Raw genomic sequence first — 17,485 nt, 5'->3', positions numbered from 1 at the left:
ATAAATTCTCCATACCTCTTCCTCCTTCCTACTCTGTGCCCCTAAGCTTCGGATCAAAGGCATCCCTAAGGCCGTCGCCCAGCAGGTTCAGCGCCAGCATCGTCGTACAGATCATAAACGCCGGTACAAATACCTGATAGGGATATACTCTAAGCATCTGGATCCCTTCTTTTGCCAGGATGCCCCAGCTGCAGTCCGGCGGAGAAATGCCAAGACCGATATAACTTAAGAACGCTTCCTGGAAAATCGCATTCGGGATCGCCATGGTCACGCTGGTAATAATAATTCCCATAACATTGGGAAGAATGTGTTTTACAATAATGGCTATATCCTTTACGCCCATGATCTTGGCGGCCGCCACGAAGTCAGACTCTCTTAACTTCAGCACTTCACCACGGACGGTACGGCAGCTTCCGATCCATCCGACACAGATCATGGCTATGATCAGACAATGCACGCCGTTTCCAAGTACCACCATCAAAAGCAGGGTGATGATCATGCTGGGGATCCCGTAAAGCACGTCTACGATACGCTGGATCAGAAGGTCTACCTTCCCCCCGTAGTAACCGGAAATACCGCCCACCAGCGAACCTATGATTCCGTTAATGATGCTTGCCACAAAACCAATGGTCAGGGAAACTCTTGCTCCCATCCATGCACGAACCCAAAGGTCACGTCCCAGACTGTCTGTTCCAAACCAGTGTTTCCCCGAAAATGCCTGGTTCATTTCATGCACATTCTGCGAATAATGGGTGTATTGACTCAGCATAGGCGCAAAAACAGCCATGACAATATACAGTACAATCAGACACAACGAGAAAAATGCCACTTTGTTTTTCCGGATTCTTCTCCACGCGTCCTGCCAGTACCCGATGTTCGGGCGGGAAATGGACTCCATACTGCTGATATTTTTCCCTACGACTTTAAACTTTTCTCTTGTGATCTCTGCCATTTCCTTCACCTACTTTCCTTTTCCACTCAGACGGATTCTCGGATCGATGATTCCATACAGGATATCAACGATCAGATTCATTAAGATCAAGAAGGCGCCAAAGAAAATGGTCATTCCAAGCACCAGCGTATAATCGTTATTGCTGATACTCTGTACATAATGTTTGCCAAGTCCCGGAATCGCAAACAGCGCCTCGATAACAAATGTTCCGGTCAGCACAGAAGCAACCAGCGGACCAAGGACCGTAACGACCGGCATGATCGCATTGCGGATCTGATGCTTCACCGTGATCCTCCACTTGGAAAGACCTTTGGCCTTTGCTGTCTTTGTATAATCCGATGTGACCACTTCAAGCATGCTGGCACGCATCAGCCTGGATACCATAGCCAGTGTATAGAATCCCACAGCAATAGACGGCAGGATCGTATGAGCTACGCTCGTGTACTGCGCCACCGGCAGAAGTCCCCACTTGATACCAAAGAAATACTGAAGAAGAGATCCCATAATAAAGTCTGGAATCGAAGTTCCCAGAATTGCGATCAGGATACAGACTGCATCCAGCTTCTTCCCACGGTTCAGGGACGCAATCACTCCCAGTGTAACACCAAAACATACCGCAAAGATCAGCGCCCGGATCCCCAGGTCTGCAGAATAAGGAAAGGCATCTGCAATAATCCTGTTCACCGACTGATTCACATATTTCATGGAATACCCCAGATCTCCATGAAGCAGATTATTCATATATGTAATATACTGCTCCGGCAGTGACTTATCCAATCCATAATAAGCTTCCATATTCGCCCGGATCTCAGGAGTCATCTTATCACTGGAAAACGGATCTCCGGGCATCAGACGTACCAGTATAAACACGATCGTCGTCAGCACGATAAGCGTTACGATTGAGAGCCCGATTCTTTTTAGAATATATTTTGCCATAGGCTTCTCCTTTCAAAAGAGGGGGAGATCAAACTCCCCCTCTGAAATCCATGTTCTTTTCCCGCAGATTTTTTATTCTTTGATATCTGCATATACCAGGTTATAGTTGTAACCTACAAAGTATACGTTAAAGTTTTCAATATTTTCATTTACAAGCAGCTGGATCCGGCGAAGCTGAAGCGGAACAACCGCTGCGTCTTCCAGGAAGATCTGCTCTGCCTGGAACAGCATCTCTGCTCTTGCCTTTGGATCTGTCTCTGTCTGTGAACCGATCACCAGCGCATCATAAGACGGATTGTTGTAGCTTGTATGGTTGTAGGAACTTCCATTCAGCCACAGTTCCAGATAGGAGTAAGCATCCGGATAATCCGGCACCCATCCGGTAAATACCATATCAAACTCTTTCTTTTCTTCCATTTCCAGTCTCTGCTTATAGGTTACCTGACGGATCTCGATGGTAACGCCGATAGCTTTCTGGATCTGATCCTGGATAACTTCAGCCTGCTTCTTTGCAAGGTCGGTATCCGTTGTCAGAAGTTCGATGGTGATCTCTGCCGGATCGGATACGCCAAGCTCTGTCATTGCAGCGTTCAGATATTCATTCGCCTTATCTGCATCACCCTCTACCGGGAAGGCCTCATACGGGAAAGCTTCTCCATAGTTTACGCCTTCTTCATAACCATTTACATCCGGAAGGACATATCTGGTGTTGGCCTCATATACGCCATTGGTCGCCAGGTCAATGTATTCCTGTCTGTTGATCGCATAGTTCAGCGCCAGACGAAGGTTCTTGTTCTGAAGGATGCGTCCCTCACTCATATTCAGCGCCAGGTAATCGTTTGCACCGTCAAATACAAATTCGGAGTTATCTGCATATTGTTCGGTCATCTCTGTCGGAACATCTGTGATATCAAGTTCGCCCTCTTCCCACATTGCCACGCCTGTCTTGGCGTCTGCAACTGTCTTCAGGCAGATCTCATCTAACTTAATGCTGTCTTTGTCCCAGTACTCTTCATTCTTTGCAAGAACGATCTCATCGCCATGCTTCCACTCAGATACTACAAAAGGTCCGGAATAAGCCGCTTTGTCGGGATCTGCCGCATAATCCTGTCCGTACTCTTCTACCAGATCCTGTCTGGCCGGGCAGAACTGCGCCATCGCTGTCATTGCAGTAAAGTATGTTGCCGGATGTTCCAGAGTAATCTCTACAGTAGATGAATCCGGAGCTGTAACACCCAGTTCACTGACATCCATTTCTCCCTTGCTGATCGGATCGCCGTTCTTCAGGATCGCGCCCAGGAAAGAATAGCCGGAAGCAGTCTCTGGATTAACCAGTCTCTGGATTCCATATACATAATCTTCTGCTGTCAGATCTTCTCCGTCGCTCCACTTCAGACCATCACGCAGATAGAAGGTATACACCAGACCATCCTCGGACACATCCCAGTCCTCTGCGCCGTCTCCGCGGATCTCGCCTTCTACGTTACGGGTCAGTCCCGCACAGGTATGGATCGCTGCTGTAGCACTCGGGATGGAGTTCATAAGCTGCGGATCCAGTGTCGGTGGTTCTTCACGCAGAGAATAGGTTACCCTCTTCAATCCTTCGGTATCCCCTCCGTCGTCAGAGCCGCCCGGGACTCCGCAGCCAGCCAGCAGTGTCACTGTCATAGCCGTTGTCAATAATGCTGCTAAAACTCTCTTTTTCATAACTCATCCTCCTTTTCCTAAAAGGTTCTAAAGCTCTATCAGCCCCAAAAAAAGATAAAGCTTGTTAAAATAATAACTCTACTTGTGCATTTTGTCAACTTATTTGTATTTTTTTGAGCATTTTATGAGCATTATTTCCAGTACTTCTTTCATAACAACTCCAGGACTTGACTAATAGAACTTACACCGAGGATCTTCATACCCTCACTCACGCCGGTGTCTCCCAGAGTCTTTTTCGATACAGCAGGCAGAACGCAGGTCCGAAAGCCCAGCTTTTTTGCTTCCGCCACTCTCTGTTCCGGCATGGTCACCGCGCGGATCTCTCCGCTTAGCCCCACTTCTCCGAACACGATCATATCTCCGGGCACCGGTTTGTTTTTATAGCTGGAGGCAATCGCCATCACAACCCCCAGATCTGCTGCCGGCTCATTCATCCGGATGCCGCCCGCAATATTCACATATGCATCATAGTCAGACAACGGAAGACCCACTCTTTTTTCCAGTACTGCCATCAGAAGATTTACCCGGTTATAGTCAAGCCCTGCCGCTGTTCTTCTTGGCATCCCGAAATTACTTCTGCACACCAGTGCCTGGATCTCCATCAGGATCGGCCTGGTTCCTTCCATGGCGCAGGCCACCACAGAGCCGGAGGCATTCTCCGGACGACCGCTTAACATATATTCTGAAGGATTTTCCACTTCTGTCAGTCCTTCCTTACGCATCTCAAAAACGCCGATCTCATTGGTGGAGCCAAATCTGTTTTTCACTCCGCGCAGGATCCGGTAAGACGCATGGCGGTCCCCTTCAAAGTACAGCACTGTATCTACCATGTGTTCCAAAACTCTCGGTCCTGCTACGGTTCCTTCTTTTGTTACATGTCCCACCAGAAATATGGCAATATTCAGTCCTTTTGCAAGCTGAAGAAATACATTGGTAGACTCCCGCACCTGAGATACGCTGCCGGGCGCCGAAGAAACTTCTTCATGATACATAGTCTGGATTGAATCTATCACCACCAGATCCGGTGTCAGCTGTTCGATCACACTGCGGATCATTTCCAGATTGGTCTCGCACAGAAGATAAAGATTTCCGGGAAATTCCCCCATCCGGTTTGCCCGGAGCCTGATCTGCTTTAAGGATTCCTCTCCAGAAATATAAAGAATCTTTTTCTCTTTCTGTGCAAGTTTTTGGCACATCTGCAAAAGAAGCGTGGATTTGCCGATCCCCGGATCTCCTCCCACCAGAACCAGGGAACCTTGCACGATTCCTCCGCCAAGGACGCGGTCCAGCTCTGTAATCTCCGTCCGGATCCGGTCTTCCTCCTCTGTAGACACACTTTCCAGCGCTACCACGCGTGAAACCGCATCTCTTGCCACAGGCCCTCCCGTTTTCTTTGTTTCCCGGCCTGTCGTTACCTTTTCTTCCACAAAAGTATTCCACTCTCTGCAGGCCGGGCACTGTCCCAGCCATTTACTTTCTTCATGTCCGCAGTTCTGACAGAAAAATACTGTTTTTTTCCCTTTTGCCATAATCAGTCTCCTTCCAAGCAAACAGGCAGCCTGATACAGGCTGCCTGCTGTCTTTTTTATGCAATTGATCCGTTTTGACGGCGTCCTGAACTATTTTTTTATAATCTTGACAGATACCGGAGCGTCCTTTCCAAGCTCTACGCTTACGCTTAACTTTCCGCTTAAGTTCGTCTTCATCTCTCCTGCGCTGACGCCGTCCATATACACTTCGTACACAGTGTCCGCCTCCATTTCCAGCGTAAACTGTGCATCCTTCGGTCCGCACACCTGAAAACAGATTTCTTCTTCGGTGGCGCAGAAATGATCCACCGCCGTTCCCGGCACAGATTCATACACAAACATACCATTGCGTTCTAATTTTGTGATTTCTGCAAATGTCTTGACTTTGTAAATATCCCCTTTATGTTCAAAGCCTTCCAGTTTTGTCTTGCTCTCCAGCGTATAATCTCCAAAGCTAAGTGTTCCGTCCTCCTCAGCTCTTAAAAGCTCTTTCACTGCTGTCATGCGTATTGTCCTCCCTTAAGTTCTTCATTTGTATCCCCATTATATCTCAAATCAGGATTCTTTTGTAGCTTTTGGAATAAATTTTATTTCTTTTTTAGACATGCCCGCCACAACTTCCATGCCTCTTGCAATCTCTCCTTTCAAAAGAGCCTCTGCCAGCTGATCTTCCAGCTGATTCTGTACAGCCCGGCGCAGAGGACGTGCTCCGTATTTGCGGTCTGTCCCGGTCTCCACGATATGTTTTTTCACGGAATCCCGGATCGTCAGACGGATTCCCAGCTGCTCTTTTGCCCTGCGGATCAGGTCGGTGCACATCAGTCCCACGATCTTTTTCATCTGTTCCTGGCTTAACGGATGGAACACCAGGATCTCATCGATCCGGTTCAGAAATTCCGGCCGGAAAATGAGTTTGATCTCATTCATCACATTACTCTTCATCCGCTTATAATCTCCGGCTGCGTCTTCCCTGGCATTAAACCCAAGCTTCTTGGGATCAATGATAGACTGCGCCCCGGCATTGGAAGTCATAATAATCACGGTATTGCAAAAATCCACTTTCCTGCCCTGCGAATCAGTGATGTGTCCGTCATCCAGCACCTGCAGGAGAATGTTAAACACATCCGGATGTGCTTTCTCAATCTCATCAAACAGAATGACAGAGTAGGGATGCCTTCTCACCTGTTCGCTGAGCTGTCCGCCTTCCTCATGTCCCACATAACCCGGAGGAGATCCGATCATTTTTGACACGCTGTGTTTCTCCATATACTCTGACATGTCTACCCGGATCAGTGAATCTTCTGTTCCAAACAACGCTTCCGCCAGCGCTTTGGAAAGTTCTGTTTTTCCCACGCCGGTGGGACCAAGAAACAGGAAGGAGCCGATCGGGCGCTTCGGGTCTTTCAGCCCGACTCTTCCCCGTTTGATAGAACGCGCCACGGCAGATACCGCCTCCTCCTGACCGATCACCCGCTTATGAAGCGTCTGTTCCAGCCGGTTCAGGCGCGCGCTTTCAGACTCCGCCAGCTTCTGGACCGGAATCTTTGTCCACTGCGACACCACTTCTGCAATATCCTGCTCTGACACGGACAGCTGTTTTTCTCTGCTTTTCTTCTGGAACCGCTCTTTTTGCCGGCCAAGTTTCTTAAGTGCCTCTTCTTTTTCTTTGCGGACAAGAGACGCCTCGGCAATATCGCCTCGCACCAACGCTTCCTCCAGCTGTACCGACAGATCCTGCGCCGTTTTTTCCAGGGCAAAAATCTGCTCCGGCACCCGGAACCCGCCAAGGCTTACTCTGGAACACGCCTCGTCCACCACATCAATAGCCTTATCCGGCAGGAAACGGTCGCTGATATAGCGGGCCGATAGTTTTACTGCTGCCACAAGGGCGTCTTTCTTAAGCTCCACATGATGATGCGCCTCATAGCGGGGCGCAAGCCCTTCCAGAATCTCAAGGCACTGCTCCTGCGTGGGTTCTTCCACTGTAATGGGCTGAAACCGGCGTTCCAGGGCCGCGTCCTTTTCGATGTATTTCCGATACTCCGTGATGGTAGTCGCGCCGATCAGCTGCAGCTCGCCCCGGGCAAGAGACGGTTTCAGGATATTGGACGCATCCATGGCCCCCTCCGCTCCGCCTGCGCCGATGATCGTGTGCACCTCATCCAGAAAAAGGATCACATTTCCCGCTGTTTTTACTTCCTGGATCAGACGCTTCATCCGTTCCTCAAATTCACCTCTGTATTTGGATCCTGCGATCATCGCCGCCAGATCCATGGTCAGGATTCTTTTTTCTTTCATGCTGTCCGGAACTACTCCCGCCGCGATCTGCTGGGCAAGTCCTTCGATCACCGCCGTCTTTCCGACGCCCGGCTCCCCCACCAGACAGGGGTTATTCTTGGTTCTGCGGCTTAAGACCTGCATCAGCCGTCCGATCTCTTCTTTTCTTCCAATGACCGGATCCAGTTTTCCCTCCGCCGCCTGTGCCGTCAGGTCCGTACCGAACTGCTCCAGCACTGTGCCTTTGGCGCCTCCAGCCTCCTGGGCCAGTTCATCCTGATATTCCTTTGGATCTACGCCCAGCACCTCCAGGATTTCCTGATACACTTTCTGCATATTGACATTCAGCGTCAGCAGAATCCTGCAGGCGACACAGTCCACATCTCTAAGAAGCGCCAGCAGGAGATGCTCTGTCCCGATCTCGTCTTCGTGGAACCGGCGGGCCTCCGCCTTACTTTCCTCCAGAATGTAAGCAAGCCTGGGGCTGATCTTTGGATCCCCAGGAATATTTTTATGATCCACCGGAGAGACAAGCTCTTCCATAACAGTCAGGATCCGCTCCCTGTCCGCACGATTGGCGTCCAGAATCTGTCCTGCCACTCCTGTATAAACTTCTCTTAATCCCAGGAGAAGATGCTCTGTCCCTATGTAGGGATGCTTCATGTCCTTTGCAGTTTTTTCAGCTATTTTCAATACTTGCTCTGCCTGTCTTGTATAATTCATGACATCTGTTATTCCTTTCCATACTCGTCAAATATATCATCCACCAGAGCGTGCACTTCCTCTCTGGAAATGTTTTTACAGCACCCTCTGGCCAGCAGGATCCTTAAATTTTCCCGCATTTTCAGAAGCGCCTGGGCTTTATCCACATCCAGGGCGATCACCGCCCCTCTGCGCCGGTCCAGACGAATGAAGCCCTCCTGCTTTAATATGGTATATGCTTTATTCACTGTGTGCATATTGATCCCTACCGTATCCGCCAGCTGTCGCACCGACGGCAGCGCATCCCCTTCTTTGATCATATCCGTCGCGATTCCCAGGATGATCTGATTCTGCAGCTGTACATAGAGAGCCTCATCACTATTGAAATCAATTTCTATCAACATGTATTCCACCTGCTTTTGTATATTCGCTGTACCGCGTGTTATATCGATAGTATAACACATTCAAAAGGAGCTTACAACCGAAATTGTAAGCTCCTTTTCGCAACTTGAAGGAATTAAGTTTGGAAATGTCTTTATTGTAATTAGCAAAGTGTCTTAATATCTACATATTCATAGCAGTCAAAGCTGTCTGCTACGTTCTTGCAGGTCAGTTTGCCGTCATAGGTGTTGATCGCGGAGTAGATCACTTCGTTGTCCTTGCATGCCTGCTCCAGACCCTTGTTGGCAATCTGCAGTCCGTAATATACGGTAGCGTTTGTCAGCGCGATGGTGGATGTTCTCGGAACTGCTCCAGGCATATTTCCTACGCAGTAATGAACAACACCGTCCTCAATAAAGATCGGATCATCATGATAGGTAACTCTTGTGGTCTCGCCACATCCGCCCTGGTCAACCGCAACGTCTACAAATACAGCGCCCGGCTTCATCTCTTTGAGATATTTCTTCTTGAAGATCTTCGGAGCAGCTTTTCCGGGGATCAGTACGGAACCGATTACCAGGTCTGCTTCTTTTACAGATTTCTCAATGTTCGCGTCATTGGAAACCAGTGTCTGTACACGTGCGCCGAACAGGTCATCCAGATAAGCCAGTCTCGGAAGGCTGATATCCAGGATTGTTACATTTGCGCCCATGCCGACCGCGATCTTGCAGGCATTGGTTCCTACATTACCGCCGCCAAGGATTACGATGTTTGCCTTCGGGGTTCCGGGAACGCCTGCCAACAGAACACCTTCGCCTCCGAATCTCTTCTCCAGGTACTTTGCGCCTTCCTGGATACTTAAGCGTCCTGCGATCTGGCTCATAGGAGCAAGCAGCGGCAGTCCGCCCTGTCTGGGATCAAAAAGTGTTTCATAGGCAACGCCTTTTACTTTACCGTTCAAAAGAGCGTCTGTCTGCGGTTTGTCTGCAGCCAGGTGAAGATAAGTATAAAGGATCAGTCCTTCATGGAACAACGGATACTCTTCCGGCAGAGGCTCTTTTACCTTGATCATCATCTCAACGGTATCCCATACTTCTTTTGCCGTATCGATCATCTTTGCTCCGGCAGCTTCATACTCAGCATCAGTAAATCCGGAGCCGAGTCCCGCGCCCTTTTCGATATAAACCTCATGTCCTGCTCCGGCATATACCTTCACATTGTCAGGTGTCATACCTACACGGAACTCATTGTTTTTGATTTCTTTTACACATCCTACTTTCAATTTGATTCCCTCCTGTTTCTCTTTTCTTTTTCACACGTTCGTTGTTCTGAACAATATTTTTCATTTCCAGTCCGGTTTTGAAGAATATTATTCATTTGTCTCTAAAATTATACTAGCACACCAGTGTATATTATTCAATAAAAGTTATTTTTTTCACAAAACTTTTTATTGTATTGCAAATTTCTTAATTGTTTTTACAATTTACTTGCATATTTATTTATTTCATGCTTAAATTGAGATAGAAGGATTTCCAGAGGGCAGGTGCTTATTTTATGAAAGAACTAAGAGAAACGATCCGCAACGCCAACCTTACAAAAACCCAGAAAATGATCGCAAAGTTCATATTAGACAATTCCGCAGACGCCTGCTTTATGACCTCTACCGAGATTGCCCTGAAACTTGGCGTCAGCGAATCCTCTGTGATCCGTTTCAGCCGTTCTCTTGGCTATAACGGATTTATGGATTTCCAGAAATCATTAAGAAGAGACTATCAGGATAAGGTGTTAAGCATTTCCAGCAGTATTACCGTGCCCTCCCAGCGCATTGCCAAACGGGCAAAACTAGATGACAGCGCCGAATACCTGAAGCGCCATCTGAAAAATTCTGCAAAAAATCTGGAATCCATCTTTGTCAACAATACGATCCAGACCTTTGAAGAAGCGGCAGACGCCATTATTTCCAGCAGGCACAAATATATTGTCTGCTCTCGCGGGAACTCCTGTCTGGGAGATTATTTCCTGCTGTATCTCAAGCATATGGTACCTAATGTGGAAATGACAAACGCCACCCCCATAAGTCCTATCGATCATATCTGCAATATATCCAAAGATGACTGTCTGATCGTGTTCAGCTTTCCCAGATACTCGTCTCTGGATAAACTCGCAGCAAAAATGGCAAGAGAAGCCGGTGCAAAGATTGTAGTGATCACGGACAAGCCAAGCGCTCTTCTGGCAGAATATGCTTCTGTTCTTTTAACCGCTCCTGTAAACAGCAACAATTTTTTCAACTCTATGGTCGCTCCGCAGTTTGTGTCAGAAGCTCTTCTTGACACGATCAGCCATAAAGTCCGGGGAATTGAAAAGCGTCTCAAAAAAATCGACCGCTTTATTGAAGAACTTGGTACCTATTGATTTTTTGCTTTTATATGCGTCACAAAAACCGCCAAAATGTTTTTAACATTTTGACGGTTTTTTCTAACATGTCCACCTGTCATATTTTACAGATTTCCTCCTATAATAAGAAATAGTACGAAAAAAATACATTCCCGGATCCGAAAAAATCCGGCAGTTTTCTACAGGAGGAATAAATTTATGAGTATTGCCTTTTACAAATCCACCCGGACATTTCATCTATTTAACGATAAGATCAGCTACATTATGACGGTTCTGCCAAACCGCCATATGGGCCAGCTGTACTTTGGGAAGCGTATCCACCAGAAAGAAGACTACTCTTATCTTCTGGAGACGGCCCCCCGTCCCATGACATCCTATCTGTTCGAAAATGACCGGAGTTTTTCTCTGGAACACACAAGACAGGAATACGGCGTTTATGGTTCCAGTGACTACCGGCAGCCTGCTGTGGAGATCCTGCAGGAAAACGGAAGCCGGATCTGCGATTTCCAGTATGAAGGATACCAGATCCACCCTGGAAAGCCGCGCCTTGCAGGGCTTCCCGCCACCTATACCGAAGCTCCGGAAGAAGCCGAAACACTGACGCTGATCCTGAAGGATCCGCTAACCGGCGTGCGCCTCCATCTGCTCTATACCATCTTTGCAAAGGAGGCAGTCATCACAAGGAGCGCCTGTTTCTTTCACGAAGGAAACGAAACGGTTCATCTGACCAGAGCCATGAGTCTTTGCATGGATCTGCCGGATGACCGCTATGATATGATCCAGTTTTCCGGCGCCTGGGCGAAAGAACGGCACGCAAAAGTCCGCCGTCTGGAGATGGGGATCCAGTCCGTCGGAAGCCTGCGCGGACATTCTTCCCACGAACACAATCCTTTTGTTATACTGAAACGCCCGAACACTGATGAATTTCAGGGCGAAGCCGTCGGCTTTTCTCTGGTTTACAGCGGTAATTTCCTTGCGCAGGCAGAAGTAGACACCCACGGAACCACCCGGATGCTCCTTGGCATCCACCCGGACTGGTTTGACTGGAAATTAACCCCCGGCGCCAGCTTTCAGACGCCGGAGGCTGTCATGGTCTATACCGGAAACGGGCTCAATGACTTAAGCCAGACACTTCACCGGCTGTACAGGAGCCGGCTGGCCAGAGGCTACTGGCGGGACAGAACCCGTCCCATCCTTCTCAATAACTGGGAAGCCACTTATTTTGATTTTACGGAAGACCGGCTGGTAGAGATTGCCGCGAAAGCAAAAGAATGCGGCGTGGAATTATTTGTCCTGGACGACGGGTGGTTCGGCGCCAGACGAAACGACCGCGCAGGTCTTGGCGACTGGGTGGCCGCGCCTTCTCTTTTACCGGAAGGCATCACCGGAATCGCCGAAAAAGTCACAGCCCTTGGCCTGAAATTCGGGCTCTGGTTTGAACCAGAGATGGTGAATAAGGATTCCGATCTGTACCGCGCCCACCCGGACTGGATCTTGCAGACGCCGGACCGCGCCGTCTCCCACGGCCGCTTCCAGTATGTCCTGGATTTCTCCCGCCCGGAGGTGGTAGACTGCATTTACGAAATGATGGCAAAGATCCTGTCCCATGCAAAAGTCTCTTATGTCAAATGGGATATGAACCGCAGCATCAGCGAATGCTGGAGCGCTGCTCTCCCGGCAGATCAGCAGGGAGAAGTGTTCCACCGCTATATTCTGGGTGTTTATGACCTTTATGAACGCCTGACCAGTGCATTTCCTGAGGTTCTCTTTGAGTCCTGCGCAAGCGGCGGGGCAAGGTTTGACCCGGGTATGCTCTATTACGCGCCCCAGGCATGGACCAGCGACGATACCGATGCGATAGAACGCCTGAAGATCCAGTACGGTTCTTCCTACGGCTATCCGGTTGTCAGCATGGGCAGCCACGTATCCATGTGCCCCAACCATCAGCTGAACCGGAATACGCCGCTTCACACCCGGGCAAATGTAGCGTATTTTGGGACCTTTGGGTATGAGCTGGACTTAAACCGGCTGACCCCCGAAGAACAGGAAGAAGTTAAGAAACAGATCCGTTTCATGAAGGATCACCGGGAGTTGATCCAGTTCGGCGACTTCTACCGGCTGCTAAGCCCGTTTGAGAATAACGAGACCGCCTGGATGGTGGTAAGTCCGGACCGGCGCCAGGCTCTTGTGGGATGGTACCGGATCCTCAATACCGTCAACGACCGGTTCACCAGGCTGTCACTCACGGGTCTGAATCCGGATCTGTGTTATAAAAATTCCGCGGACGGACAACTCTACTACGGAGATGAGCTGATGAACGCAGGACTTGTGACTTCCGACTCTTCCGCAGGGGAACCAGTTCCCGGCATGGAAATAAGCTGCGACTTTGATTCCAGATTGTATCTTTTGGAAACAGAGTAATAAGCCAGATCCTATTTTCCCATAAACAGAGCGAGGGTGCCGCTCAATCGTCAAGCCAGATGATTGAGCGACACCCTCTTCCTCTATTTCTATGAAAATTCTAATTTTCTACACACTCTCCTCTAAGCCATGACTGCACATCCTCTACACTTGCCTCCACCGCTTGGGCGATCTTTTCTACATCCATTCCCATTTCCGACAAGTTAAAGGCAGTTTTGCGTTGCTCTGCTTTCCGGCCTTCCTGTATTCCAGTTTCTCGGCCTTCCTCCCAGGACGCCTCCCTCTCCTGCCGCAGGTGCTTCTCCTGATTATACTCATAGATACTCATATTCTTGGCCTCCGCGCGGTTTTTCCGCAAAAATTCTTCCAGAATTCCCTCTTCGATACATTCCTCAATCGTCCTCTCTACCGCATCCTCAATCGATTGTTTCTTCGCATACTTCCGTACCCTGGCTGTATACTCCGCATATTCCCATAAAATACTACATACACTTAAAAGTTCCGGACTATGGCCTGCATTTATATTCAGCATCACTGCCTCCAGTTCCAGCTTATGCTCTGCTTCCTCTGCCGCATACATGTCTGACAAACGAAGAATTTTCCTGTCTGGCAACTCTTCCTCTCCATTATAGAGAATTAAAAACTGTGGCGGTGGAATCTTCACCAGCTTTCTGCCATATAGGTTTTCATTCTCTGTCATCCCTGCATACAGATCTCCCAGATACAAAAGCAGCCTCAATGGGAGATTCGGGCTGTACGTAGACTGATGCTCATACAGATATAATCTGGAATCAATCAAAAACGAAACATCGTTTTTCACTGACATATAAATAGCATTCTCCAGTGTATTAATCGTAAGAAGGTCTGGATCTGTATAATGGTTTCCACTGACTGCATTATACACCTCCAGCAGCTTTCTCTTATCCTCCATCAGCCTGATGAAGATCGTGGATTTGTAGGTTCTGTTCGGAACCGGATTCTGCTTGCTCATAACTGCCTCCTTTTCATAGAATCCTGCGGGAGGCTTCCCAAACTTCCCAAAAGATTTTACGAAACCTCTCTGCCCTGTAAATTGGAATCAAAGCATTAAGATTTCTTTTAGATCTTTTTAGAAAATCAGACACGGCAATTGCCGCTAAAGAAAAACTGCCAGAAATGTAATGCTTTCATATATCATAGCATAGATTCCTGGCAGTTTCTATTCATATTTAAATGTATTTATATTTATGCCTCGTCAATCGCCTTTCCGATATCGTGACGCATATATTTGTTATCAAACTGTACCCACTCTGTAGCAGCATAGGCGTTGGCTCTCGCCTCTTTCAGATCTTTTCCCTTTGCTGTAATGCCAAGGACACGTCCTCCGCTGGTCACGATCTGATTTCCGTCGAATTTGGTTCCTGCATGGAAGCAGTAGTAACCGTCTGCATCCTTGAATTTCTCCAGGCCGGTGATTGGCAGCCCCTTTTGATAGGATACCGGATACCCCTCGCTTGCCAGCACCACGCAGACCGCAGCATTGTCCTCAAACTGCAGATCCACCTGATCCAGCGTACCGTCAATGCAGGCTTCCGCCACTTCGATAAGATCATTTTTCATCCGGGGCAGTACCACCTGTGCTTCCGGATCCCCAAATCTTGCGTTGTATTCCAGGACCTTGGGTCCGTCTTCTGTCAGCATCAGGCCAAAGAAAATGATACCCTTAAAAGGTCTTCCCTCTGCACGCATGGCGTCTACCGTCGCCTGATAAATATGTTTCTGGCAGAATTCATCCACCTCTTTTGTATAGAAGGGGCTGGGGGAAAAGGTTCCCATACCGCCGGTATTCAGTCCGGTATCTCCGTCGCCGGCCCGCTTATGGTCTTGCGCGGAGGTCATGGTCTTGATGGTCTTTCCATCTACAAAGGAAAGAACAGAAACTTCGCGGCCGGTCATAAACTCTTCAATGACCATCTCATTTCCGGCGTTTCCGAACTTCTTATCTTCCATGATCGTCTTTACGCCTTCTTTTGCCTCTTCCAGAGTGTTGCAGATCAGCACGCCTTTTCCAAGGGCAAGGCCGTCCGCCTTCAATACGATAGGCATCTTTGCTGTTTCCAGATAGGCAAGCGCTTTTTCCGGATCTGTGAAATTCTCATAAGCCGCTGTCGGGATGTGATACTTCTTCATCAGATCTTTGGAAAATGCCTTGGATCCCTCCAGGATCGCCGCCGCCTTATTGGGGCCGAAGGTACGGATCCCCGCTTCTTCCAGACAGTCCACCAGACCGCCCACCAGCGGGTCGTCCATTCCTACGATCACAAGATCCACTTCTTTTTCCTTTGCAAATGCCACGATCTTTTCAAATTCCATGGCGCCGATGGGCTCACACTGAGCGTACTCCGCAATCCCCGCATTTCCAGGCAGGCAGTAGATCTTGTCCACTTTATCGCTCTTTGCCGCGCTGTAAGCGATCGCATGCTCTCTTCCGCCGCTTCCCACGATCAACACTTTCATTTTCTTAATCCTCCTCTATGACCTCTGCAATCTTACCGGTCACCCTGACTTTCCCGTCTGCGATCAGCTGGATCGCCCGGGGAAGGATCTTCCACTCCGCTTCTTCCATGACACGGCGCTGCAAGATCTCCGGTGTATCGCCCTTCTTTACTTCCACTGCCTTTTGCAGGATGATCGGTCCGGTATCCGTTCCCTCATCCACAAAATGCACCGTAGCGCCTGCTACTTTGACGCCCCGCTCCAGTTCCGCTTCATGGACTTTCAGTCCATAATACCCGGTCCCGCAAAAAGAAGGGATCAGGGACGGATGGATATTGATGATTCGGTTGGGATACCTGCGGATCACAGCCGGCGGGATCACTACCAGGAATCCGGCCAGCACGATAAGATCCGGCTGAAGCTTCTCCACTTCCTCCAGAAACGCCTCGTTAAACGCTTCTCTGGAAGCAAACTGTTTGGGAGAGATAACGATTCCGGGGATCCCGTGGTTTTTTGCCCTCTCCAGCGCATACGCGCCTGCGTTATTGCTGATCACGGCACAGATTTTCGTATTCCGGATCCCGCCGTCTTCCACCGCGTCAAGAATCGCCTGCAGATTGGTCCCTCCGCCGGATACCATGACAACTACATTTAACATAATTCGACTCCCTTTTCTCCGGCTTCAATGTGGCCGACTACATAGGGCTGATCCCCTGCGGCGCGGATGGCTTCCATTGCCTTATCCACATCTTCAGGGTTCACGGCGATCACCATGCCAAGACCCATATTATATGTATTGTACATCATCTGCTCTTCTACATTTCCTTCTTTTGCAATCTTCGCAAAGATCGGCGGGATCGGATAGCTGTCTTTTTCGATCACTGCTTTTACGCCGCCCTTTAACATTCTTGGAATGTTCTCGTAGAACCCGCCTCCGGTAATATGGCTGCAGGCCTTGACAGTCACGCCTGCATTCTTTACATTTTTCAATGCCTTTACATAGATCCTGGTTGGAGCAAGAAGCGCCTCGCCAAGAGTGGTTCCCAGGTCGTCATAATACGTCTCCAGAGACTCTTTTGTCATATCAAATACCTTGCGGACCAGAGAAAATCCATTGCTGTGAACGCCTGTGGACGCCATGCCGATCAGCACGTCCCCGCATGCCAGGTTTTCCCCTGTGATCATGTCTTTCCGGTCGCATACGCCAACGGCAAATCCTGCCAGATCGTATTCATCTTCTGCCATAAGCCCAGGATGTTCCGCTGTCTCGCCGCCGATCAGCGCCGCTTCAGACTGGAGACATCCTTCCGCTACGCCTTTGACAATATCTGCGATCTTTTCCGGATAATTCTTCCCGCATGCAATATAGTCCAGGAAAAACAGCGGTTCGCCGCCCGCGCAGGCAATATCATTGACACACATTGCCACTGCGTCGATACCAATGGTATCGTGTTTATCGAGAACCATTGCAAGCTTCACCTTTGTCCCACATCCGTCTGTTCCGGACAACAGGACCGGCTCCTCCATTTCCTTGATCTTACTTAAAGAAAATGCTCCCGAAAAACCGCCCAGGCCGCCCAGTACTTCCGGACGCATGGTCTTTTTCACATGCTCCTTCATCAGTTCCACAGAACGATATCCAGCCTCAATATCCACGCCTGCCTTCTTATAATCCATAACCAGTCTCCTTATCTTTTTTCTATTTTTTCCA

At 48.9% G+C, this 17,485-nt stretch carries 15 protein-coding genes (1 of these 15 running past the window's edge); 2 read left to right on the top strand and 13 right to left on the bottom strand.

What is annotated here, in order from left to right:
* The 9 genes from ABGT54_RS02030 to ald all read right to left on the bottom strand — a co-directional run.
* A protein-coding gene (locus tag ABGT54_RS02030) for an ABC transporter ATP-binding protein (RefSeq protein ID WP_346662621.1) crosses the window boundary here: on the bottom strand, positions 1-13 show its 5' end (the start). Its footprint begins 1,013 nt before the window's first position; 13 of the gene's 1,026 nt are visible here — the first part of the coding sequence; the start codon lies at positions 11-13; the stop codon falls past the left edge of the window.
* Positions 14-28: 15 nt separating this feature from the next.
* On the bottom strand, positions 29-952 hold the full coding sequence (locus ABGT54_RS02025; RefSeq protein ID WP_346662620.1) for an ABC transporter permease: 924 nt from the start codon (positions 950-952) through the stop codon (positions 29-31).
* 9 nt (positions 953-961) lie between these two features.
* On the bottom strand, positions 962-1,888 hold the full coding sequence (locus ABGT54_RS02020) for an ABC transporter permease (RefSeq protein WP_346662619.1): 927 nt from the start codon (positions 1,886-1,888) through the stop codon (positions 962-964).
* Between the two features lie 72 nt (positions 1,889-1,960).
* Positions 1,961-3,595, bottom strand: coding sequence for a peptide ABC transporter substrate-binding protein (locus ABGT54_RS02015; RefSeq protein WP_346662618.1), 1,635 nt, complete (start codon positions 3,593-3,595; stop codon positions 1,961-1,963).
* 149 nt (positions 3,596-3,744) lie between these two features.
* On the bottom strand, positions 3,745-5,124 hold the full coding sequence (radA, locus tag ABGT54_RS02010; RefSeq protein ID WP_346662617.1) for a DNA repair protein RadA: 1,380 nt from the start codon (positions 5,122-5,124) through the stop codon (positions 3,745-3,747).
* A 90-nt stretch (positions 5,125-5,214) separates the two neighbouring features.
* Entirely contained in the window at positions 5,215-5,628 is a 414-nt protein-coding gene (locus tag ABGT54_RS02005) for an endosialidase (protein WP_346662616.1), read from the bottom strand.
* Between the two features lie 51 nt (positions 5,629-5,679).
* Complete coding sequence (locus ABGT54_RS02000; RefSeq protein WP_346662615.1) at positions 5,680-8,124, bottom strand: ATP-dependent Clp protease ATP-binding subunit; 2,445 nt, start codon at positions 8,122-8,124, stop codon at positions 5,680-5,682.
* A gap of 8 nt (positions 8,125-8,132) precedes the next feature.
* Positions 8,133-8,507 carry a GntR family transcriptional regulator gene (locus ABGT54_RS01995; RefSeq protein WP_346662614.1) on the bottom strand — a complete coding sequence of 125 codons (375 nt, stop codon included), beginning with the start codon at positions 8,505-8,507 and terminating at the stop codon, positions 8,133-8,135.
* Between the two features lie 140 nt (positions 8,508-8,647).
* Positions 8,648-9,766, bottom strand: a complete 1,119-nt coding sequence (gene ald / locus ABGT54_RS01990; protein WP_204909643.1) for an alanine dehydrogenase — start codon at positions 9,764-9,766, stop codon at positions 8,648-8,650.
* Positions 9,767-10,038: 272 nt separating this feature from the next.
* Here ald and ABGT54_RS01985 point away from each other — a divergent pair, with 272 nt between their 5' ends.
* Entirely contained in the window at positions 10,039-10,896 is an 858-nt protein-coding gene (locus ABGT54_RS01985; RefSeq protein WP_346662613.1) for a MurR/RpiR family transcriptional regulator, read from the top strand.
* Between the two features lie 180 nt (positions 10,897-11,076).
* On the top strand, positions 11,077-13,299 hold the full coding sequence (locus ABGT54_RS01980; RefSeq protein WP_346662612.1) for an alpha-galactosidase: 2,223 nt from the start codon (positions 11,077-11,079) through the stop codon (positions 13,297-13,299).
* A 100-nt stretch (positions 13,300-13,399) separates the two neighbouring features.
* Here the strand turns inward: ABGT54_RS01980 and ABGT54_RS01975 are convergent, their stop codons facing one another.
* The 4 genes from ABGT54_RS01975 to purM form a co-directional block, all read right to left on the bottom strand.
* Complete coding sequence (locus tag ABGT54_RS01975) at positions 13,400-14,290, bottom strand: hypothetical protein (RefSeq protein ID WP_346662611.1); 891 nt, start codon at positions 14,288-14,290, stop codon at positions 13,400-13,402.
* 233 nt (positions 14,291-14,523) lie between these two features.
* Positions 14,524-15,795, bottom strand: coding sequence for a phosphoribosylamine--glycine ligase (gene purD / locus ABGT54_RS01970; protein ID WP_346662610.1), 1,272 nt, complete (start codon positions 15,793-15,795; stop codon positions 14,524-14,526).
* 4 nt (positions 15,796-15,799) lie between these two features.
* Positions 15,800-16,432, bottom strand: coding sequence for a phosphoribosylglycinamide formyltransferase (gene purN, locus ABGT54_RS01965; protein WP_346662609.1), 633 nt, complete (start codon positions 16,430-16,432; stop codon positions 15,800-15,802).
* A complete protein-coding gene (gene purM, locus ABGT54_RS01960) occupies positions 16,426-17,451 on the bottom strand; it encodes a phosphoribosylformylglycinamidine cyclo-ligase (protein WP_346662608.1) in 1,026 nt (341 codons plus the stop codon). Before purM ends, purN begins: the two co-directional genes overlap by 7 nt.
* Between the last annotated feature and the right edge of the window lie 34 nt (positions 17,452-17,485).

It is taken from the genome of uncultured Merdimonas sp. (assembly GCF_963929015.1).
Classification (GTDB): Bacteria; Bacillota; Clostridia; order Lachnospirales; family Lachnospiraceae; genus Merdimonas.
The sequence above is the reverse complement of the archived record's forward strand: the minus strand, read 5'-3'. Positions and strand labels throughout refer to the sequence as shown.